This window comes from Kitasatospora sp. NPDC052868 (genome assembly GCF_044547105.1).
Taxonomy (GTDB): domain Bacteria; phylum Actinomycetota; class Actinomycetes; order Streptomycetales; family Streptomycetaceae; genus Kitasatospora.
The window spans coordinates 89421-110370 of sequence record NZ_JBITZW010000015.1; the positions used below are offsets into that span (position 1 = coordinate 89421).

General features: G+C 73.9%; 18 protein-coding genes, 1 tRNA gene and 1 riboswitch. Of the genes, 5 read left to right on the forward strand and 14 right to left on the reverse strand.

The window, feature by feature from the left end; genetic code table 11:
• Positions 1-3: 3 nt before the first annotated feature.
• Positions 4-534, reverse strand: a complete 531-nt coding sequence (locus ACIGZJ_RS24655; RefSeq protein ID WP_396459247.1) for a VOC family protein — start codon at positions 532-534, stop codon at positions 4-6.
• A gap of 253 nt (positions 535-787) precedes the next feature.
• Here ACIGZJ_RS24655 and ACIGZJ_RS24660 point away from each other — a divergent pair, with 253 nt between their 5' ends.
• Positions 788-1294: an Lrp/AsnC family transcriptional regulator gene (locus ACIGZJ_RS24660; RefSeq protein ID WP_392938798.1), complete on the forward strand. Its 507-nt coding sequence runs from the start codon at positions 788-790 to the stop codon at positions 1292-1294.
• A gap of 168 nt (positions 1295-1462) precedes the next feature.
• A complete protein-coding gene (locus tag ACIGZJ_RS24665; RefSeq protein ID WP_396459248.1) occupies positions 1463-2242 on the forward strand; it encodes a helix-turn-helix domain-containing protein in 780 nt (259 codons plus the stop codon).
• A 95-nt stretch (positions 2243-2337) separates the two neighbouring features.
• Here the strand turns inward: ACIGZJ_RS24665 and ACIGZJ_RS24670 are convergent, their stop codons facing one another.
• The 5 genes from ACIGZJ_RS24670 to ACIGZJ_RS24690 form a co-directional block, all read right to left on the reverse strand.
• Positions 2338-3144 (reverse strand): S16 family serine protease, encoded by an 807-nt coding sequence (locus tag ACIGZJ_RS24670; protein WP_396459249.1) that lies wholly within the window; start codon positions 3142-3144, stop codon positions 2338-2340.
• Positions 3145-3181: 37 nt separating this feature from the next.
• On the reverse strand, positions 3182-3832 hold the full coding sequence (locus tag ACIGZJ_RS24675) for an IclR family transcriptional regulator (RefSeq protein WP_387946270.1): 651 nt from the start codon (positions 3830-3832) through the stop codon (positions 3182-3184).
• Positions 3833-4198: 366 nt separating this feature from the next.
• Positions 4199-4639, reverse strand: a complete 441-nt coding sequence (locus ACIGZJ_RS24680; protein ID WP_396459250.1) for a DUF2752 domain-containing protein — start codon at positions 4637-4639, stop codon at positions 4199-4201.
• Positions 4640-4641: 2 nt separating this feature from the next.
• Entirely contained in the window at positions 4642-4890 is a 249-nt protein-coding gene (locus tag ACIGZJ_RS24685) for a TM2 domain-containing protein (RefSeq protein WP_396459251.1), read from the reverse strand.
• Positions 4891-5151: 261 nt separating this feature from the next.
• A complete protein-coding gene (locus ACIGZJ_RS24690; protein ID WP_392939017.1) occupies positions 5152-6984 on the reverse strand; it encodes a DEAD/DEAH box helicase in 1833 nt (610 codons plus the stop codon).
• A gap of 306 nt (positions 6985-7290) precedes the next feature.
• On the opposite strand from ACIGZJ_RS24690, the gene ACIGZJ_RS24695 reads away from it, so the two are divergent.
• Entirely contained in the window at positions 7291-7737 is a 447-nt protein-coding gene (locus tag ACIGZJ_RS24695) for an SsgA family sporulation/cell division regulator (RefSeq protein WP_396459252.1), read from the forward strand.
• Positions 7738-7839: 102 nt separating this feature from the next.
• Here ACIGZJ_RS24695 and ACIGZJ_RS24700 read toward each other — a convergent pair whose 3' ends face one another.
• Genes ACIGZJ_RS24700 through ACIGZJ_RS24710 form a run of 3 tightly spaced genes read right to left on the reverse strand, consistent with a single transcriptional unit; the run spans position 7840 to position 12250 of the window.
• Positions 7840-10332 (reverse strand): bifunctional lysylphosphatidylglycerol flippase/synthetase MprF, encoded by a 2493-nt coding sequence (locus tag ACIGZJ_RS24700; RefSeq protein WP_396459253.1) that lies wholly within the window; start codon positions 10330-10332, stop codon positions 7840-7842.
• 26 nt (positions 10333-10358) lie between these two features.
• Positions 10359-11684 (reverse strand): alpha/beta hydrolase, encoded by a 1326-nt coding sequence (locus tag ACIGZJ_RS24705; protein ID WP_396459254.1) that lies wholly within the window; start codon positions 11682-11684, stop codon positions 10359-10361.
• The gene (locus tag ACIGZJ_RS24710; RefSeq protein WP_396459298.1) at positions 11681-12250 is read right to left on the reverse strand and encodes a class F sortase; all 570 of its coding nucleotides are present in this window, start codon (positions 12248-12250) and stop codon (positions 11681-11683) included. Before ACIGZJ_RS24710 ends, ACIGZJ_RS24705 begins: the two co-directional genes overlap by 4 nt.
• Positions 12251-12736: 486 nt before the next feature.
• Between ACIGZJ_RS24710 and ACIGZJ_RS24715 the strand changes: the two genes are divergently transcribed.
• Complete coding sequence (locus ACIGZJ_RS24715) at positions 12737-14032, forward strand: hypothetical protein (protein ID WP_396459255.1); 1296 nt, start codon at positions 12737-12739, stop codon at positions 14030-14032.
• 3 nt (positions 14033-14035) lie between these two features.
• Here ACIGZJ_RS24715 and ACIGZJ_RS24720 read toward each other — a convergent pair whose 3' ends face one another.
• On the reverse strand, positions 14036-15484 hold the full coding sequence (locus ACIGZJ_RS24720; protein WP_396459256.1) for an MFS transporter: 1449 nt from the start codon (positions 15482-15484) through the stop codon (positions 14036-14038).
• Between the two features lie 101 nt (positions 15485-15585).
• A complete protein-coding gene (locus ACIGZJ_RS24725; RefSeq protein WP_396459257.1) occupies positions 15586-15900 on the reverse strand; it encodes a DMT family transporter in 315 nt (104 codons plus the stop codon).
• Positions 15901-15943: 43 nt separating this feature from the next.
• Positions 15944-16009: riboswitch (guanidine-III (ykkC-III) riboswitch) on the reverse strand.
• A 238-nt stretch (positions 16010-16247) separates the two neighbouring features.
• Here ACIGZJ_RS24725 and ACIGZJ_RS24730 point away from each other — a divergent pair.
• Positions 16248-16322, forward strand: a tRNA-Cys gene (locus ACIGZJ_RS24730).
• Positions 16323-16465: 143 nt separating this feature from the next.
• Here the strand turns inward: ACIGZJ_RS24730 and ACIGZJ_RS24735 are convergent.
• The 3 genes from ACIGZJ_RS24735 to ACIGZJ_RS24745 are packed head-to-tail and all read right to left on the reverse strand — an operon-like array spanning position 16466 to position 20867.
• Positions 16466-18796 (reverse strand): xanthine dehydrogenase family protein molybdopterin-binding subunit, encoded by a 2331-nt coding sequence (locus ACIGZJ_RS24735; RefSeq protein WP_396459258.1) that lies wholly within the window; start codon positions 18794-18796, stop codon positions 16466-16468.
• Positions 18793-20004, reverse strand: coding sequence for a (2Fe-2S)-binding protein (locus ACIGZJ_RS24740; protein WP_396459259.1), 1212 nt, complete (start codon positions 20002-20004; stop codon positions 18793-18795). Before ACIGZJ_RS24740 ends, ACIGZJ_RS24735 begins: the two co-directional genes overlap by 4 nt.
• Positions 20001-20867 carry an FAD binding domain-containing protein gene (locus ACIGZJ_RS24745; protein ID WP_392939013.1) on the reverse strand — a complete coding sequence of 289 codons (867 nt, stop codon included), beginning with the start codon at positions 20865-20867 and terminating at the stop codon, positions 20001-20003. Before ACIGZJ_RS24745 ends, ACIGZJ_RS24740 begins: the two co-directional genes overlap by 4 nt.
• Positions 20868-20950: the final 83 nt, after the last annotated feature.

The window sequence follows — 20950 nt, forward strand, 5'->3', positions numbered from 1 at the left end:
GGCTCACCAGTGCTCGACCGGCAGGTACCCGGGCAGGTAGGGCCCGGCGTAGCCGGAGCGGTCGACCAGGGTGTGCCGGGTCCCGCCGGGCACCCCGATCGCGGCGAGCACCACCGTCCCGTACCGGTCGTGCACCTCGTAGGGCTCGCTGAGCTGGCCGGCCCCCCGGTCCACGGCGTAGTCGTAGGCGTAGTAGACGTCCGGTACCGCCAGCGCGAGGTCCACCACCCCGTCGCCGTGCCGGGCCAGGTGGGCGGCCAGCTCCCGGCCGCGCGGGCCGATGACCTGGACCAGCGAGGTGAGCACGATCCGCGTCCCGGGCGCCCGCAGGACGTAGGAGACGGTCTCCGGCTCACCGGTCTCCGGTCCGGCGTAGGCGATACAGCGCAGACCGAGCGCGGCGGCGTAGCGGCGGGCCGCCCGCTCGGCGTCGCCGACCGCGAAGACCACCGCGTCGGCATGCCCCATCGGTACGAGGTCGGGCTCCTCCCGGAGGGCGGTGAGCAGGACGGGTTCGGCGGCGGTGTCGGTCATGACGGCCCTCCCGGTAGGCGTACGGGACCACACGGTTCCCTCGCGCCCGGTGTGGGGCCCGGTGCACGGGGTTGTGGCTGGAGGGTGGCGCCGGGCCGACCGCCGCGCAACTGTTCCGTTTCCTCCTGGTCAAGCTGTGTGCCGGGGCGGGAGAATCGGCCGCACCGCTGTACAGAATGCCTACCGGAGGACGGAGCCCGTGACACCCCCCGACCACGCCCCGAGCGCCCCCGACTCGCCCAACTCCCCTACCGTGTACGGACCTTCCGGCACATCGGCGGGTGGCGGGAACGATGCGATCGACCCCCTGGACGGCCGGCTGATCCGCCTGCTCGCCGAGGAGCCCCGGATCGGCGTGCTGGAGTGCTCGCGCCGCCTCCAGGTGGCCCGCGGCACCGTGCAGGCCAGGCTGGACCGGCTCCAGGCCAAGGGGGTGATCGGCGGCTTCGGCCCGGAGGTGGACCCGGCCGCGCTCGGCTACCCGGTGACGGCCTTCGCCACGCTGGAGATCTCCCAGGGCCAGGGCCAGGACGTGCGGGCGCACCTGGCGGCCGTGCCGGAGGTGCTGGAGCTGCACACCATCACCGGCCGCGGCGACATGATGGTGCGGATCGTGGCGCGCTCCAACGCCGACCTCCAGCGGGTGATCGACCGGGTGGTCGGCTTCGACGGGATCGTCCGGTCCTCGACGGCGATCGCGCTGGAGAACCCGGTGCCGTACCGGATCCTGCCGCTGGTGGACCAGGCGGCGGCCGAGTAGTGGCGACCCGTGGACAGGGCCCGGCAGGTCGGGCCCGCGGTGCGACCCGCCGTCAGATCAGGCATATGCCAGCGGCCCGTGCGACCCGAAGATCATCCCCATGAACGTACTCCTGTCCGCCGACCTGCCCGTACCCGGGCTCCCGCGCCGCCCCCGCGAGGGCGCCCGATGAGCCCGCTCCTCGACCCGGACTCCGCGACGGACGCCCCGTCCACGCTGATCGCCTCCGCCCAGCGCGCCCTGCGCCTGCTGGAGGCCGCCGCCCGCTACCCGAAGGGAGCCACCGCCAAGCAGCTCGCCCGCGACACCGGCCTCGCCCTCGGCACCGCCTACCACCTGCTGCGCACCCTGGTGCACGACCACTACCTGGAGCGCCGCGACGGCTGCTACCTGACCGGCCCCGCGGTCGCCGGGCTCGCCCGGGAGGAGAGCCCGACAGCCGGCCGCAACCGGCTCAACCGCCTGCTCACCCTGCTCTCCGGCGAGCTGTCCGCGGCCGTCTACTTCAGCTGGTACCGGCAGGGCGAGGTGGAACTGGTGGACGCGGTGGCGGCCCCCGGCGCCCCGCTGATCGACGAGCGCAGGTTCCGGTCCGGCGCGCACGCCCACTCGGCCGGCAAGACCCTGCTCGCCCTGATGTCCGCCGAGGAGCGCCGGGCCTACCTTGCCCGCCACCCGATGGTGGCGCTCACCCCGTACACCCTGCGGGAGCCCGCGCACCTCCCGATGCTGCCCCGCCAGGGACCGCAGCGGGCCGCGCCGATCACCCAGTACCAGGAGTACTCGCTCGGTACGGCCGGTGCGGCGGTGCCGATCGTCGCGGGCAACGGCATCGCCGCCGTCTCGCTCTCCCTGCCGATGGCCCAGGCGCACCGCTTAGCCGCCATCGCCGCCCAGCTGCGGACCAGGCTGAGCGAGGACTTCGCCGCGGTGGCGTTCGGGCTCTGAGGCCCGGCGGCCACCGCCTCCCGCACTCCTCGGGCCGGGCACGCGGCCCGGCCGGCCGGGCGGACAGGGCACGCCCGGCCCTCTCCCGCGACCGCTCAGCAGCCGGGGACGCTGCCGCCGCTCTTCAGCGCCTCCAGCGCGGAGACCGCCTCGCCCAGCGTGCCGACCGGGACCAGCCGAAGGCCCTCGGGCGTGTTGACCCTGGCGTCCGTGCACTCGTCCTTGGGCAGCAGGAACACCGTCACGCCGTCCCGGGCGGCCGCCTGCGTCTTCAGCGGCACGCCGCCGACCGCGCCGATGTTGCCCTGGTCGTCGATGGTGCCGGTGCCCGCGATCTTCAGGCCGCCGGTGAGGTCGCCGCCCTTGCCGTCCCCGGCGAGCTTGTCGACGATGCCCAGCGCCAGCATCTGGCCGGCGCTCGGGCCGCCGATGTCACCGAGGTCGACCTTCACCTTCACCTGGTCCGGCGAGAGGTGGAGGTAGTCGAGCGCGGCCGTGGTGGCGCTGTCCTGGGACTGGGCCATCTGCTGGGCCGTCACCTCCTCGGCCTTGGCCGGGTCCTCCTGCGGGTACACGGAGTCGGTCGGCCGGATCGCCTCGTCCTGGTCGAGCCAGGCCTGTACCGAGCGCCAGAAGGTGGTGCGCTCCCCCGGGTTGGTCGCCGAGATGGTCACCATCCGCAGCTCGCCGTCGGTGGTCCGGACCGGCGCGCCGGTCACCGTGAGCACCGGCCGGCCCTGGTAGCTGCCGAGGGTGTCCGCCGTCACGCCCGGCCAGGTGAGCGTGTAGGGCAGCGGGACGAAGGCCGCCACTGCGAACAGCGCGGCGACCAGCGCACCGCACAGCGCCAGCGCGCGGGTGCGGGAGGCGGTCAAGGCCTTGGGCAGCTTGAGGTCGGGCACAGAGGCATCCAAACACACCCGGCCCCCGCGGCGGGCATCACCGCAGGGCGTCGGCGACCTCGGTCGCGGCCTCCACCACCCGGGGGCCGACCCGCTCGGGGACGAGGCCGTTCAGCATCACCACGCCGACGCTGCCCTCGATCCCGCTCAGGCCCAGCAGCGCGGCGGCCGCACCGCACGCCCCGGACTGCTCCTCCGCGCGGGTGATGACGAAGCCCTGCTCCGGACGGCGCTGCCCGGGGAAGCCCCGCGCCTCCAGGATCGCCCGCCCGGCGGCGCTCTCGCTCAGCGGATGCCGCAGGCCGGTCCGGTAGGCGACGTGGAAGTCCGTCCAGCTGGGCTCGACCACCGCGACGGCCAGCGCCTCGCTGCCGTCCACCAGGGTCAGGTGGGCGGTGGCGCCGAGGTCCTCGGCCAGGCTGCGCAGGGCCGGCAGCGCCGCCTCGCGCAGCAGCGGGTGCACCCGGTGCGCCAGGCGCAGCACCCCCAGGCCCACCCGGGCCCGGCCGCCGATGTCCCGGCGGACCAGGCCGTGCTGTTCCAGGGTGGCGAGCAGCCGGTAGACGACCGTCCGGTTGACGGCCAGCCGGGCCGCCAGCTCGGTGACGGTGAGCCCGCGCTCGGAGTCGGCGAGGAGTTTGAGGACCCGGACTCCACGGTCCAGGGTCTGGGAGGTCTCTGCAGTCACGACGCGCATTTCCTTTCCGCGGCTGTCGCGGAACGGCGGCGCCGGTCCGGGACTCAGGGGGTCGCGCGCAGGCGGGTGGCCGCGCTCGGGCCGCGGTGTGTCGTCCTTGACGCCCTGGCGGTCCTGCGGCGCCCGTCTCGCGGGGGGTTACCCGGCGGGAGAGCGTGTGGGAAAGGTAGTGAAGGAATTGTCGCTGCGGAAGTGCTTGTCCAAAATTCGGTCATGATCGATTTCAGCGGGCATGGCAAATCCGGGCAAATAGCACTATTTCCCAGGGTTCATCAGTGCGTAAGTTCGAGCACAGTCCGAAGTCCGGACACCTTGGGTGGAGGGGGGTGATCGTTCGGTGACGGAGCGCCGAGATCGTCAGAGCAGGTTGCGCAGGACCGCCCAGCCCGCGGCGGCGCCGAGCAGCACGGCCGTGCCGCGCCGCCCGAGCGGCGGGCGCCAGCTGCGCCCGGCCAGGCCGTGCCGCAGCCAGGTCAGGTAGAGCAGGGCGACCAGCGGCAGGGCCGGCAGCAGCGCCGCGTTGTCGTGCCAGGCCGCCGCGAGGTCGCCGTGCAGCAGGTCGTAGGTCATCCGGGTGCCGCCGCAGCCGGGGCACTGCAGGCCGGTGACCTTGCGGAACACGCAGAACGGGAGCACCTGGCCGGGCAGGTGCGGATCGCGCGACCAGAGGTAGCCGGCGCCGGCCAGCCCGGCGGCGAGCACGCCCAGCGGCGGGGCGGCCGTGCGCAGCCGGGCGGGCACGGCAAAACCGCCCCGGCCGTCGTGGCCGGGGCGGCGTGCCGCACGCAGGGGACGCAAGGTCAGTTGCTGCGCAGCAGACGGCCCTGGGCGTCGGTGCGGTCGTTGCTGGTGAGGAACAGGATGCCGTCGATCAGGGCCCAGATACCGAAGCCACCGCAGGTCAGCAGCTGGGCGATGCCCATGCCGATGTGACCGGTGTAGAAGCGGCCGACGCCCAGGCTGCCGAGCAGGATCTGCAGGATCCCCGCGACGACCTTCGACTTGTCGGAGAGCTCGGGCTGCTGCTGGGCGTAGGGGGGGTACGACACGTTCGGTGTGCTCCTTGTGATGGCATGTCCGGGGGTGGCGACACGGGTGTCGCCCCCTCGGGTCGGTGAGGTCGCCGGCCCGGCTCACCGGGGGCTGCGGCGCCCGCCCGGGTCGGGGGACGCGCAGCAGCGACGGCCCGGAGGCGGCGCGGCACGCGGAACACTAGCCGATCATCACACCGACTGTCTCTTCAAATCCTTCACGTATACCTGAATGTCATATGACCTTGGTTCGCCGCCGGATAACCGTCTGACGTCCGATTACTTCGCCCATTCCCGGATTCGGGCGATCCGCGCCGTGAGCTGGTTGGCGGTGGCCTGAGCGGTGATCGGGCCGCCGCACTGGCGGCGCAGCTCGTTGTGGATGGTGCCGTGCGGCTGGCTGGTGCGGTGGTGCCAGGCCGCCACCAGGGCGTTCAACTCCTTGCGGAGTTCCCGCAGTTCCTGGTGGGTGACGACCGGCCGCTGCTCGGCGGGCAGCTCCAGCAGGTCGGCCTCCTCGGCGGGCTTGGCCTTGCTGCGCTGGATCTGCCGGTGCTGGCGCTTCTGCAGCAGCATCTGGACCTGGTCCGGCTCCAGCAGGCCCGGGATGCCGAGGTAGTCCTCCTCCTCCTCGCTGCCCGGGTGCGCCTGCATGCCGAATTCCATGGCGTTGTACAGCACCCGGTCGAAGACCGCGTCGGAGCCGATCGCCTCGTAGGAGAACTCGTCGCCGCCGGCCCCGTCCGGGCCGTCGTTGGCCCGCTCCGCCTCGGCGAGCAGCCGGTCCTCCTCGTCGAAGAGGCCCTCGCCCTCCTTCTTCGGCCGGTCCAGCACGTGGTCGCGCTGGAGCTCCATCTCGTTGGCGAAGCCCAGCAGCGTCGGGATGGTCGGCAGGAAGACGGAGGCCGTCTCGCCGCGCTTGCGGGCGCGCACGAAGCGGCCGACGGCCTGCGCGAAGAACAGCGGGGTGGAGATCGAGGTGGCGTACACCCCGACGGCCAGGCGCGGCACGTCGACGCCCTCGGACACCATCCGGACGGCGACCATCCAGCGCGAGTCGCCCGCCGAGAAGTCGGAGATCCGCTTGGACGCCTCTGCCTCGTCGGAGAGCACCACGGTCGCCTTCTCGCCGCTGATCTCGCGGAGGATCTTGGCGTAGGCGCGGGCGGTGTTCTGGTCGGTGGCGATCACCAGGCCGCCGGCGTCCGGGATGGCCTTGCGGACCTCGCTCAGCCGGCGGTCGGCGGCCTGCAGCACGCTGGGGATCCACTCGCCCTGCGGGGCCAGCGCGGTGCGCCAGGCCTGGGCGATCAGGTCCTTGGTCATCGGCTCGCCGAGCCGGGCCTCCAGCTCGTCGCCGGACTTGGTGCGCCAGCGCATGTTGCCGCTGTAGGAGAGGAAGATCACCGGCCGGACGACGTGGTCGGCGAGCGCGTGCCCGTAGCCGTAGGTGTAGTCGGCGACCGACTTGCGGATGCCGTCGCCGCCCGCCTCGTACTGGACGAAGGGGATCGGGTTGGTGTCCGAGCGGAACGGCGTACCGGTCAGCGCGAGCCGGCGGGTGGCCGGTTCGAAGGCCTCGAAGCAGGCCTCGCCCCAGGACTTGGAGTCACCGGCGTGGTGGATCTCGTCCATGATGACCAGCGTCTTGCGGGCCTCGGTGCGGTTGCGGTGCAGCATCGGGTTCACGCCGACGCCCGCGTAGGTGACCACGATGCCGTGGTAGTCCCGGGAGAGCGGGCCCGAGGAGTACGCCGGGTCCAGCCGGATGCCTATCCGGGCGGCGGCCTCGGCCCACTGCTTCTTCAGGTGCTCGGTCGGCGCGACGACGGTGATCTGCTGCACCAGGTGGTTGTGCAGCAGGTACGAGGCCAGGGTGAGCGCGAAGGTGGTCTTACCGGCGCCCGGGGTCGCGACCGCGAGGAAGTCGCGCGGCTGGCTCTCGATGTACGTGTCCAGCGCCCCTTGCTGCCAGGCGCGGAGCTTGCCGGCGGTACCCCAGGGGGCGCGGCCGGGGAAGGCCGGCGACAGGTGGTGCGAAGCGGCCGACGCGCCATGGCCGGCGGCCCGGACGGGCGCGTGCGGTTCGGCTGCGTCGGAGAAGAGCGGCATCGAGGAGGCGGCGGCAGTACTCACGGTCTCCGAGGGGGGATCGTCGCAGGTCAGGGCGGTAATAGCGGCCCAGGCCCGCGGTCGGGCGGCAATCGGACAACCGGTCCAGCGTACCGGGTGAGCAGGTTTGGGGCCGCCAGGCTCGGCCTGCGGACGGCCCGTGCGGCCGGAAACCGATGTGATGCAGGTCACTACCGCGGGTGCGGAAAACCGGGTAATCCCAGGAGCCCTCCGCACTCTCACCGGGGTGAGGCCGCCCCACCCTCCACAGCCGCCACCGGCCTCACCGCGCCGAAGGGAACCGCCGTGCACACCCCCGCCGTCGAGCAGACCGTCCACGCCAGTCTGATCATCACCACCCACCGCTCCATCCGGCTGCGGGTCACCCTGCGGTACCGCCCGGAGGACCCGCTCGCCGTGCGGATGGCCTTTCCGGCCGAGTTCTCGCTGGACGAGCCGGCCGCCGGCCCCGCGTGCGCCGAGGGCGGCGGCCAGGACATCGAGTGGGTCTTCGCCCGCCAGCTGCTGACGGCCGGCATGGAGCTGCCCTCCGGCGTCGGCGACGTCCACATCCGGCCCGCCCTGGGCCGACGCACCATGGTCGAGCTGCGCGCGCCCGAGGGCACCGCGCTGCTCCAGTTCGACACCACCGACCTGCGGCGGTTCCTGTGGCACAGCCGCCTGCTCGTCCCCGAGGGCGAGGAGCACCTGCACCTGGACGCCGACCGCGCCCTCGCCGAGCTGCTCGGCTAGCGCGTGTCCAAGACGGCCTACACCTGGCCAGGGCGCGTCAGGCGGCCGGGAGCGCCCCCGCGGCTCCCGGCCGCCGGCGGTCCGGCCCCGGCCCCCGTCGGCTCACAGCGACAGCCGGCGCATCAGCCGGACCCCCTGCGCCGCGGTGAGGTGCGGCAGGTAGGCCTTGCCGATCGCCCGGGTGATGCTGGCGAGCGCCGCCGGGTCCGGGTAGGACATGTACATCGGCCGGTACTCGGGCTGGAACTTGGCCTTGAACGCCAGCAGCGAGCGGAACCCGTAGACCGGCTCCAGCACCCGGCCCATCCAGTCCAGCATCCGCTGCAGCCCGCCCGGGTCCCCGCCCTGCCCGGAGCGGGCCAGCGGCGCGCCGGACAGCGAGAGGAAGCGCGCCCCCTCCTCCTTGAAGCCGAGCGCGGCCGAGGCGATCAGGAACTCCGTCACCCCGCGGAAGCCGTCGGAGCGCCGGCGCATGAAGTCCAGGGTCCAGCCGACCGGCTCCCCCGCCTCGTACACCGGCATCCAGCTGGTCACCCCGTGCACGGTGCGGTCCTGGTCGACGGCTATCAGCACCCGCACCGCGGGATCGTCCAGCTCCTCCAGGCCGCCGAGGGTGAAGCCCATCTCGGGCAGCCCCTTCTCGGAGACCCACTCCTCGGAGATCGAGCGGATCTGGTCCTTCAGGGCGATCGGCGCCTCGTGGTACGACCACCACTCGGCGCTGATGCCCTGCTTGCCGGCCTTGTTCAGGGCCGTCCGGACGTCCTGCCACTTGCGGCCGGTGAAGGCCAGCTCCGGCAGCGCCACCACGGTGTCCTCGGCGACCTGCAGCGAGCGCCAGCCGAGCTGCTCGGCGGCCTCCTGGGTGTCCGGGGTGACGCTGTAGAAGCACGGCGTCCAGCCGCGGGCGTCGCAGTACCGGGCGAACCCGGCGACCGCGCGCCGGCGGGCCTCCGGTTCGCCGAACGGGTCGCCGGTGGTCAGCGCCACGGTGGACAGCACCCGGTAGGCCACGGCGGCCCGGCCGTCCTCGTCGAACCAGTAGTGGTTGCCGTCCCAGGTGGTGATGAAGGACAGCGTGCCGCCGCCGTGCTCGGTGAGCAGCGCCCGGGCGCGGGCGGCGTCCTCGGCGTCGGTGTGCAGCACCGGCCGGCGGAAGGCCAGCAGCAGCGCGAACAGCGCGACCGCCCAGAAGGCCAGCCCGCAGTACGTCTCCAGGAAGCGCGCCACCGGGCCGACCGCGATCGGGTAGTCCGGCATCAGGTCGTTGTAGGCGGGCGGCAGGAACTCGGCCGGCAGCCCGGAGAGCATCCCGCGGAAGGTGGCACCCGGCTCGAACTGGTCGGCCACCAGGATGCCGAGCCCGGCGTACGCGGCGCCGGCCAGCAGCAGGGCGCCGCCGAGGACGGCGGCGAGCCGGCCGACCACCACGCCCTGCAGCCGCAGGCCGAACCGGTGCCGGGTGGTCAGCAGCAGGGCGAGGGTGAGCAGCGGCAGCAGCAGCGCCTCGACGAAGTACTGGACGGTGTCGCCCGTCCCGGCGCGGGTCCCGACGAACAGCCAGGCCAGCAGCGCGGTCCAGAGCAGCTCGGTGGCGACGGTGATCCGCCACGCCGAGCGCAGGCCGCGGCGCAGGCCCTCGGCGAGGACCAGCAGCAGCGCCGGGAAGAGCGCGGCCATCAGCCGGGCGGGGGTGTCGAAGATCCGCTCGACGGCGTGCGCCCGGGCGCAGTCGTGGGCCGAGCCCGCGCAGAAGTCCGCGACCTCGTCGGGGGTGAGCCGGTGCGAGAGGTAGATCTCGGAGAAGGTGTTGAACGGCCCGCTGGCGTTGTCGTACAGCGAGGCGAGCAGCGGCCCGAGCGCGGCGGCGACCAGGCAGAGGGCGACCAGCACCCGGACCTCGGCGTGCGAGGTCCGGCGCTGGCGGGAGTACGGCCGCACCCGCAGGAACAGCGCGCCCGCGCCGATCCCGATCACCGCGCCGGTGAACCGCTGGACGCTCTGCAGGTGCCCGACGTACAGCGTCATCACCAGCGGGACGAGCACCACCAGCAGGTGCAGCCGGCGGCGCCAGAGCACGGTGAGCCGGTAGCCCAGCACCCCGGCCAGGGCGAACAGGCCGACGCCGGGGCCGGTCGAGGTCTGGTCGGCGACCGAGTCGGTCCACTGCTCGCCGACCCGGGAGCCGGCCTCGACCAGTGCGGTGCCCAGCAGGGTCCCGAGCAGCTGACCGCCGACCAGCACCCCGACGGTCCTGACCCGGCCGATCCGGCGCTCGGCGGCCGGGCCGACCAGGAGCAGCAGCAGGCTGGTGAAGACGTACGAGCCGGTGCCGGAGCACCAGAACAGCGAGCTGAACGGAGCCCACCAGTGCCCCGCCGCCAGGGTGGGCACGCCGACGCCGACGTGGGCCAGCAGCCGGTCGGACGGCCCGCCGGCCAGGCTGCCGGTGGCGCCGCCGACCGCCCACAGGCCGGCCAGCATGGCGAGCGTGAGCGGCGCGGCGCGCAGCCGGGCGGCGAGCACCCGGGCGGCCCGCCGGGCCCGCTGGGGGCGGGGTTCGGGCCCTCGGGCGACCGGGGCCCGGTCGACCACCGGCTGAGGGTCCGGGCCGAGCCGGATCACCGGGTGAGCCCGGTCTGCTGGGCGAGCCAGGGCACCTGGGCGACCATGCTCGGCCGGAACACCACCCAGCCGTGCCCGCCCGGCATCAGATCGAACTTGGCCGTCATCCCGGCGGCCAACGCGGCCTCGTAGACCCTGCGCTGCATCACGACGAAGTCGTCGTCCTTCTCGCCGACCACGATCGCGCCGACGGTGTCGGGGAAGCGCTTGCGCGACATCACGTCCAGTGGGTTGACCGCCGTGAAGGCGGCCTCGTCCCCGTCGAAGGCCGCCTTCACGGTCTCGGCGCGGCTGCCGAGGGTGGGCTCCTCCTGCCCGGCCATGTCAAGGAAGACCCCGTAGACCTGGGGGGCGTTGACGGCCAGCTGGAGGGCGCAGGTACCGCCCATGGAGGCGCCGCCGATCACCCAGGAGCGCCGGTCCTCGGAGGCCTGGAGGTTGTGCCGGACCCAGTTGGGGACGTCCTCGGCCAGGTAGGTCTGGGTCTTGCCGATCTTCGAGTCGAGGCAGAGCGGGTTGGCCCAGGTCGAGCCGAGCTGGTCGGGCATCACCACGATCGGGGCCAGGCCGTCGTGCTCGGCGGCGAAGGCGTCCAGCGTCTCGTTCAGCTGCGCGGTGTGCACCCAGTCCTCGGGGACGCCGGGCTGGCCGCCGAGCATCACGACGACGGGCAGCAGCGGCCGGGGGCTGGCCTGGTACGCGGGCGGCAGGTAGACGTAGGCGTCCCGGGCCTTGAAGCCGGACTTGACCCCGGGGATGGGCGTCTTGGAGACGGTGCCCTTGGCGGGCAGCCCGGGCGGCGCGTGCCAGACGTCGGCGAGGACCTTGCCGGGCGGCGCGGACACCGTCGTGGCCTCCTTGCTGGTGGTGAGCTCCTGGGTGTGCGAGAGCCACGGCGCCAGCATGACCCGGCCGCTCGGGTACTGCTCGAAGCCCCGGTTGACCTGCGAGGCGCCCATCAGCAGCACCAGCGCGGCGCCGACGGCGGCCAGCACCCGGCCCCGGCGGGCCAGTCGCGGCACCCGGAAGCCGAGCAGGCAGAAGCCGGTGACCGCCCAGGCTATCCACCAGATGACGTACCGGGGCAGCCCCTCGGGGAAGGGGTGCCACCAGTCGTCGACGGCGACGTCGACCAGCTTGGTCAGGAGGGCGGCGAGCACCAGCGCGGCCGGCAGCCGCCGGTTCCACCAGGGCCGCCCGCGGGAGACGGCGAGCGCCAGCAGCGATCCCCATCCCGCCAGCAGGACGGCGCGCGGTATCGGGCCGTGGATCAGCGACCAGTCGATCGGGTTCCAGGTGACGGCAAGCGAAACGGTACTCATGCGCCCTTCCCCGGCCGGGTGGTGTCGGCCAGGAAGCCGTACGCGACGACGTTGCCCTCGTAGCCGCGTTCCTCGCTGTACCCGCCGCCGCAGGTGATGACCCGCAGCTGCGCGTCGGCGGCCTGCCGGTAGACCCGGTCGTCGGGGAAGTCCTTCCGGTCGTGCACCTCGATGGCGTACAGCTGGTACACGGCGGTGGCACCGTCCTCACGGGCGATCTCGATCCGGTCGCCGCGGTGCAGCGCGCCCAGGTGGTAGAAGACAGCGGGCCCGTTGCGGTTGTCGACGTGCCCGGCGATGATCGCGGTGCCGCGCTGGCCGGGGGTGGCCCCGCCGCGGTACCAGCCGGCCAGGTTGCGGTCGCTCTCCGGCGGCGTCTGGAGGTGGCCGTCGCGGTCCAGGCCTAGGCCGGTGACGGGCGCGTCCAGTTTGACGGCGGGGATGCGGATCCGGGTCGGGGCGGAGGCCCCGAGCGGCGGGACGACCGAGACCGGGGCGAAGCCGGAGAGGGCCTGGCCGCCGCCGGGGGCCGGGGGGAGACCGCTCTGGCCCCCGTCGTGCAGCATCCAGGCGCCGAGGACGAGCGCGGCGCCGACCGCCAGGGTGCCCGGCCACGGGCTCCTGTTCTGCTGGGCGCCCACCCGGCGCCTCCCCTCTGCTGATGACCGACTGTTCCTGGGAGATTCCTGGGAACAATCCAACCGGATCGGACTTTAAGGCACATCAATACGATGGTCGTATTCTGACCCCCCGATCGGCAGGGCCGCGGACCCGAGCCATGCTCCGGGTGGGCGAACGGTCACCGAGAGAGAGCGCCGACCGCCGTGGCGGCCACCTCCGGATCGCCCGAGAGGACGACCGAGAGGTATCGACTGTTTCGGACGCCAGTCCGGTTGCACCAATCGAGCGATCAGTTGCGACCGAACGTGGTGGATCACCGACCGTACGCGCTCACATGCCATGCTGACCCCGCTCAAGGTCTATCACCGCACTTGTCCGACCGGGCTGCCGCGTGCCGTCCGGCCGCCGCACGACCGATGAACGGAGTGACCATGGACGCTCTCTCCCGTCGCACCCTGCTGGCCGCCGGTGCCGCCACCGCCGCCACCCTCGCGGCCGGCTGCGGCGGAAACGACGGCTCGGCCGGCGGGCAGGCCGCCCCCGTCCCCGTCCCGGCCGACCCCGCGGCGGACCAGGCGGGCCCCCCGAGCCCGGCCCCGAAGCCGCCCGCCACCCTGATCGGCGACGGCTCCACCTCGGACACCGGCCCGCAGCCGGGCCAGCCCGAGCCCGAGCCGCTGAAGCTCGGCGAGCGCCCCCCGCAGTTCGTGGTGTTCTCCTGGGACGGCGCCGGAGAGCTGGACAACGGCCTGTTCGGCCGGTTCCGCCGGCTCGCGCAGGAGCACAACGCCTCGATGACCTTCTTCCTCAGCGGCCTCTACCTGCTGCCCGAGTCCAAGAAGGACCTCTACCGCCCGCCACAGCACAAGGTCGGCGCCTCCGACATCGGCTACCTGAGCGACCAGCACATCCGCGACACCCTGGAGAACCTGCACGCCGCCTGGCTGGAGGGCCACGAGATCGGCACCCACTTCAACGGGCACTTCTGCGGCGCCGAGGGCGTCGGCCGGTGGTCGCCGGAGGAGTGGGACAGCGAGATCCAGCAGGCGATGGACTTCGTCATGAACTGGCGGAGCAACACCGGCTACACCGACCTGCCGGCGCTGCCCTTCGACTACCGCAAGGAGCTGATCGGCAGCCGCACCCCCTGCCTGGAGGGCCAGCGCGCGCTGCTGCCGACCGCCGCCAAGCGCGGCTGGCGCTACGACAGCAGCGGCAACGGGACGCAGGTTTGGCCGCAGAAGATCCAGGGCGGCGCGCTGTGGGACCTCCCGCTGCAGTCCATCCCCTTCCCCGGGCACACCTTCCAGGTGCTGTCGATGGACTACAACATCATGTTCAACCAGTCCGGCAGCAACACCAAGGCCGACCCGGCGCTGCACCCCGCCTACCAGACCCAGGCCAGGGACTCCTACCTGATGGGCTTCGAGCGGGCGTACACCACCAACCGGGCGCCGTACATCATCGGCAACCACTTCGAGCAGTGGAACGGCGGCATCTACATGAACGCCGTCGAGGACGTCCTCAAGGCCATCGCCGGGAAGCCCGAGGTGCGGCTGGTCTCCTTCCGCCAGCTGGTGAACTGGCTGGACGCGCAGGACCCGGCGGTGCTGCGCAAGCTGCGGACCCTGCCCGCCGGGCAGGCCCCGGCCGGGGGCTGGGAGACCTTCCTCGGCTCCCCCGCCCCGGCCGCCGCCGCGGCCTCCCCCGTCGCCGGCGGCAAGTGACCGTCAGGCCCTGCGCACCCGCCCGGACACCAGCGCGCCGAGCAGGGCCACCGCGGTCATGGTCAGGAAGATCACCGCGAAGGCGCCGGCCGAGCCGCCGGACCCCGCGCCCTCGTGGGCGGCGGCCACCGAGCCGCCGCCCAGCGCCGAGAACAGCACTCCGGCCAGGCCCATCAGCAGCACGTTGCCGAGCGCGTCGCTCATCTGCAGCGAGGCCGAGTTGGCCCCGGCGTCCTCGGGCGAGGACAGCTTCATCATCAGCACGCTGACACTCGCCACGGCCAGGCCCATCCCGACCCCGCCGACGCCCCAGGCCACCGCCGCCACCCAGGTCGGCACCGCCGGGACCAGCACCAGCGCCGCGCCCGCGATCGCCACCGCGGTCAGCACGAAGCCGGTGCGGATCATCGCCTCGCGGTAGCGCTCCGCGCCCGGCCGGCCCTGCAGCCAGGAGCCCAGCGCCCAGGACAGGCCGCCGCTGGTCAGGGTCAGCCCGGCCAGCGTCGGGGAGAGACCGCGCTGGGTCACCATCATCAGCGGTATGAACGCCTCGGCCGCGAAGAACGACCCCGCCGCCACTCCGCGCAGCAGGATCACCGTCGGCAGCCCGCGCGCGGCGCGCAGGGTCCCGGTCGGCAGCAGCCCCAGCACCGCGGGCAGCAGCAGGGCCGCCCCCGCGGCCGCCGGCAGCAGCCCGACCAGGTCCCGGCGCTCGCCCGCGTACTGCAGCAGCCCGGCGCCGAGCGCGGCCATCGCGGCCAGCACGGTGCGCCGGCGGTCGAGGTCGTTGCGCTTGAGGGCCCGTTCCTCCGCCGAGGGGGCTTCGAGGGAGCGGCGCAGCGCCGGGCCCATCACCGCCAGCGGCAGCAGGATCAGCACCGGGACGGCGAGGAACACCCAGCGCCAGCCCAGGTGCTGGGTGACGGCCCCGGAGACCACCGGGCCGATGATCGAGGGCAGCACCCAGGCCGAGGAGAAGGCCGCGAACACGGCCGGCCGCAGCCGCTCCGGGTAGGCCCGGCCGACCACCACGTAGAGCGCGACGATCACCAGTCCGCCGCCCAGGCCCTGGATCGCCCGGCCGGCCACGAAGACCCACATCCCCGGTGCGGACCCGGCCACCACCAGGCCCGCGCCGAACACCGCGATACCGGTGAACAGCGGTTGCAGCGGGCCCCGCCGGTCGCACCACTGGCCGGAGACGACCAGGGCGAACAGCGTGGTGGTGAAGTAGCCGGAGAAGGCGAAGGCGTAGAGCCCGAGACCGTTCAGCTGGCGGGCCGCCGCCGGCATCGCGGTGTTGACGGCGGTGGCCTCGAAGGCGAGCAGCAGGACCACGGAGACGATCCCCAGGGTCAGCGCCCGGTAGCGGCTGCTGAGGACCCCGCCACCGGGGTCGGCCGGGAGGGCTGTCAGGGCAGGGTCGACCGAGGTGGGGGAGGCTGTGGTCATACGTAATATCGTAAGACCCGTCTGCCCATATGACCCCTGACCGGGGGTGGTGATCGTCTCCGTCGCTGGACCTAGGACGCCGACCAGGGGGTCCGGTGGGCTCAGTGCAGGACCTTGAGGCCCACCACGCCGGAGACGATCAGCAGCAGGCAGCCGATCCGGGCCATCGTGACCGCGTCGCCGAGGACCGCCATGCCGTAGAGCGCCGTCCCGACCGCGCCGATGCCGACCCAGACCGCGTAGCCGGTGCCGATCGGGATGGTGCGCATCGCGTACGCCAGGCCGCCCATGCTCAGCAGCAGGGCCACGCCGAAGACGACGCTGGGGACGAGTCGGGAGAAGCCCTTGGAGGACTCCAGGGCGACGGCCCAGACGGTCTCCAGGACACCCGAGATGATCAGAACGAGCCAGGCCATGACGATGGACCTCCGCAGTCAGCAGCGGCCGGATTGCCGCTGTACTGCGCCGTCTTGTCGTCACCGGGTACGACGCGCTCGTCCGGGGTGGCCGGAACTCCGTCCACCTGTCTTCGAAGGTAGCACACCCCGCCATGCAGAATTTACAAAAGGATATTGACGGGCCGCCGGGCATTCCGCCACTATGAATTCACCAACACGGCGAACGACGACAGGAGTCGGACATGGACAGGAAGACGGCGGCCCGCGCGGCGCACCGCACCTGTGCCACCGCTCCCCGGTGTTGTCGCGCCTGTCGCTGCTGCCGCCACGCCTGAGCGCGCCCCCGCAGGACAGCTCCACCCCACGGCCGTGTGCCCGAGTGGTTTAGGGAACCGCCTGCAAAGCGGTTTACACGGGTTCGATTCCCGTCATGGCCTCCACGCGACGAATTGCCGGTCGGCAGGTTTTACGCCGACCGGCAATTCGTCGTCGCATTTTCCAGGGAATCGGCCGGCAATTCACCCGGGAATCATCCGGAAAAGAAAGGGAGCGGAAGGGGCGACCCCTTCCGCTCCCCCGCGGCTCACGCCGTGACGGCGTCCTCGGGGCGGATCGGCAGCCGGCCGACCGGCAGCCCGGTGGCGGCCCGCACCGCGGCGGCGACGGCCGACGGGGCCACCACGGCGGGCGCGGCGCTGACCGCCTTGGCCCCGAAGGTGGCGACCACGTCCCGCTCCTCCAGCAGCGCCGCGATCCGCACCTCGGGGGTGTCCAGCGCGGTCGGCAGCCGGTAGCCGGTGAGCGAGGGGTTGACCAGCACGCCGCCCTCGGTGCGCAGGTCCTCCAGCAGCGCCAGGCCCACGCCCTGCGCCACCCCCGCCTCGATCCGGTCCTCGATCTGGCGCGGGTTCAGCGCCCGGCCGACGTCCTGGGCGACGGTCACCTCGACCACCCGGACCGCGCCGAGCTCGATGTCCACGTCCACCACCGCCCGCATCGCGCAGAACGCGATGGAGACGAAGGCATCGCCCTGCCCGGCCTCGTCCAGCGGCTCCGTCGGGTGCGGACGGCACTGCGCGGTGGCCCAGAGCTCCTTGCCCTCCAGCGCCTCCGCGACCGGCATGCCGAGCACCCCGTCGTAGGAGGTGATCTTGCCGTCGGCGATCTGCAGCAGCTCCACCGACATCCCGAAGTTGGCGGCGATCGGCTGCAGCAACTGGTGGCGGACCATCAGCGCGGCCCGCTCGACGGCGCCGCCGGAGACCCAGGTGTGCCGGCCCCGGGCCGACGGCCCGGCGATCGACTGGTCGCTGTCGGCCGGCGCGATGTAGACCTCGCTGACGCCGAGCACGGACTGCACGATCTGCCGGGCCAGCGTGGCGAAGCCCTGCCCGGAGTCGACGGCGGCGCAGATCACCGTGGCGTGGTCGCCGCTGACCCGCACCGTCGCGGTGGAGACCTCGTCCTCGCCCTCGGCGCCCAGCATGTGCACCATGCCCACCGCGTAGCCGATGCCGCGCCGCACCGCCGCCGGGTCCCCGGCGCCGCCGGGCCCGCCCGGCAGCAGCCACTCGGCGTCCGGGTCGTCCACCGGCAGCGCGGGCAGCGGCTCCTCGGCCAGGGCGTCCAGCAGTGCGGCCACCGGCGCGGGGCAGGTGACGGCCTGTCCGGTGGGCATCGGGTCCCCGGTGGCCAGCGCGTTGCGGCGGCGGATCTCCAGCGGGTCCACCCCCACCCGGGCGGCCAGCTGGTCCAGCTGCGACTCGTAGGCGAAGCAGGCCTGCAGGGCGCCCTCGCCGCGCATCCGGCCGGCCGGCGGGTTGTTGGTGCGCACCGCCCAGGCGTCCACGAAGACGTTCGGGCAGACGTACGGGCCGACCGAGAAGGCGGTCGCGGCGGCCAGCGCCTCGGCGGAGACGTCCGCGTAGGCGCCGCCGTCCAGCAGGATCTGGGCCTCGACCTTGACCAGCCGGCCCTCGGCGTCCGCGTGGTGGCGGTAGCGCAGCAGGGCCGGGTGGCGGGAGGTGTGGGTCTGGAAGGACTCCTCGCGGGTGAGGGTCATCTTCACCGGGCGGCCGGTGCGCAGCGCCAGCAGGGCCAGGGTGACCTGGAAGGAGAGGTCCTCGCGGTCCGAGGTGGCGCCGGGCACACCGGTGACCACCAGCCGGACCCGGTCGGGCTCCAGGCCGAGGCACGCGGCGGTGCGGTCGCGGTCGCCGTGCGGGTCGGTGGAGGACAGGTGCAGCTCCACGCCGCCGTCCGGGCGCGGCACGGCGAGGCCGGCCTCGGCGCCGAGCGGCGCCGGGTCCTGCCGTCCGACCTGGTACAGGCCCTCGACGATGACCTCGCCGGCCGCGTCCGGGTCGCCGGTGCGCAGCGGCAGGTGCCGGAACAGGTTGCCGTCCGGGTGCAGCGCGGGGGCGGTGAAGGCCTGCTCGGGGTCGGTGACGGCCTCCAGCGGCTCGTACTCGACGGTGATCAGGCCGACCGCGAGGCGGGCGGTGTCGGGGTGGTCGGCGGCCACGGCGGCGACCGGCTCGCCGTGGTGGCGGACCACGCCGGCGGCCAGCACCGGCCGGTCGGCGACGATCGGCCCGGCCGGCGCGCCGTCCGGGCTCCCGTCCGGACCGGCCGGCAGGTCGGCGGCGGTGACCACGGCGTGCACGCCGGGCAGGGCGAGCGCGGCCGAGGTGTCGATGCCCTTGATCCGGGCGTGCGGGTGGGGCGAGCGCAGGACGGCGCCCCAGAGCAGCCCCTCGGCCCAGAGGTCGGAGGCGTACGGGTAGATGCCGAGCGCCTTGGGGAGCGCGTCGCTGCGCAGCGGGGAGCTGCCGAGCCCGAACGGCTCCGGCGCGCCGCCCTCGCCGGCGTCCTGCTGCTGGCCGGCGGCCGTGATGTCGGTCGGCGAGGTCATGATGCGTGGTCGTCCTCGGGGAGCCGGATGCCGTGGGCGGGGGTGGCGCCGTACGGGACGCCGGCGGGGGCGGTGCCCTCGGCCGGGACGCCGTGCGGGGGCGTGGGCGTGTACGGCGCGCCGTGGCCGGTCGTGCCGTCGAAGGCGGCGGCGTCGAAGGCGATGCCGTGCGCGGGGGTGGTCTCGTAGACCGGGCCGTCGTAGGGCGCGGCGGCCTCGTAGCCGGACTGCTGCGGGTAGCCGCCGTCCTGGTGGCCGGGGACGTAGGTGCCGTGCGCCGGGGTGCCCTGGTACGGGGCCTCGGGGTAGCCCGGCTGCGGGTAGTAGCCGGGCTCGGCGGCCGCCTGCGCGGGGATGCCGTGGACGGGGGCGCCCTGGGCCGGCAGGTCCTGGACGGGCCGCAGGACGGTGGTGTCGTACACGCCGGTGTCGTAGCCGCCGTGCCCGTCCGGCGTGCCGTACTGCATGCCGACGCCGACGCCCGTCCCGGCGGTGGTCGGGGTCTCCTCGGCGGGCGGCTGGGGGACGTGCTCGATCCAGGCGTCGGCGTCGGTGTACACCGGCAGGTCCCCGGTGGAGCGCCCGGCCTCGGCGGCGGGCTCCGCGGCGGGAGCGGCGGCGGCCTCGGCCGGGGCGGGGGCCTCGTCGGCCTCCTCGGTCTGCGCGGCGCGCGCGTCGGCGACGCTCTGCACGGCGGCCAGCACGCCCCGGTAGCCGGTGCAGCGGCAGAGGTTGCCGCAGAGCGCCTGGCGGGCCTCGACCTCGGTGGGCCGGTGGTTGCGCTGGAGCAGGTCGTGCACGGCCATCGCCATACCGGGCGTGCAGTAGCCGCACTGCACCGCGCCGGACTCGGCCAGCGCCTGCTGGACGTCGCTGGCGGCGCCGCCGGCCGACAGGCCCTCGACGGTGTTGATCTCGCTGTCGGCGGCCAGCGCGGCGGGCACCAGGCAGCCGGCCACCAGCTGGCCGTCCACCTGCACCGAGCAGGCGCCGCACTCGCCCTGCTCGCAGCCGTCCTTGGCGCCGGCCAGGCCGAGCCGCTCGCGCAGCACGTAGAGCAGGCTCTCGCCGATCCAGGCGTCGGTGACGGGCCGTTCGAAACCGTTGACCCGCAGCGTGTACGAGGCGCAGGGGCGCAGCTCGCGGCTGACCTGCGGGGCGTGGTCGAGCGGGCCCGGGTCGAGGGTTTCGATGGGGTCTGTGGTCACTTCAGCGCCCTTCCCAGTGCCCGGCGGGCCAGCACCGATACGGTACGCCGCAGCCGAACGGCCGCCGCGCTCGGCCCCTCGGTCACGGCCTCCCAGGCGCCCTCGGCGCCGTAGCCGTCAGGTACACAGGCGGCGGCCACGTACTCGCCGAAGGCGGCCGTCGCGGCGGGGTCGATCTCGCGGGAGCCGTCCCAGTCGATGCAGCCGGCCACCCAGGCCTCGGCCTCCAGCGGGCGCAGCGGCACGGGGGCGACGGCGCCGACCGCGCAGCGCACGGCGCGCCGGGCCGGGTCGAGGACGAGGGCGACGGAGGCGGTGGCGCGGGCGGGTCCGCTGCGGCCGGTGGCCTTGAGGAAGACCTGCGGGGCGTGCAGCAGCGGGACGCGCACCCAGGTGAGCAGTTCGCCGGGGCGCACCGGGTCGAGGCCGGTGAGCAGGTGGCTGACCGGTACCTCGCGGGTGGCGCCGGCCCGGGCGAGGGTGACGCTGGCCTCCAGCGCGGCGAGCACCGGCAGGGTGTCGCCGGCCGGGGCGGCGGTGGCGATGTTGCCGCCGAGGGTGCCGACGTTGCGCACCTGCGGCGGGCCCGCGGTCCGCGCCGCGTCGGCCAGCGCCGGGATCAGCGCGGCGAAGTCGGGGCGGTCCATCCGGGCGTGGGTGAGTCCGGCGCCGAGCACGGCGGTGCCGCCGTCCTCGTACCGCCAGCCGCGCAGTTCGGTGATCCGGCCGAGGCCGATCAGGGCGGCGGGGCGCAGCCGTCCGGCGTTGACGGCCTCCATCAGGTCGGTGGCGCCGGCCACCGGTACCGCGGCCGGGGTGGCGGCCAGCGCGTCGACGGCCTCGTCGAGGGAGGCCGGCAGCATGATCGTCCGGTTCACCTGGGTCCCACCGTGCTCCACTTGCTCATCGATCGCCTGCCGCCCGCGGCCTTCGGCCGAGATGTCCG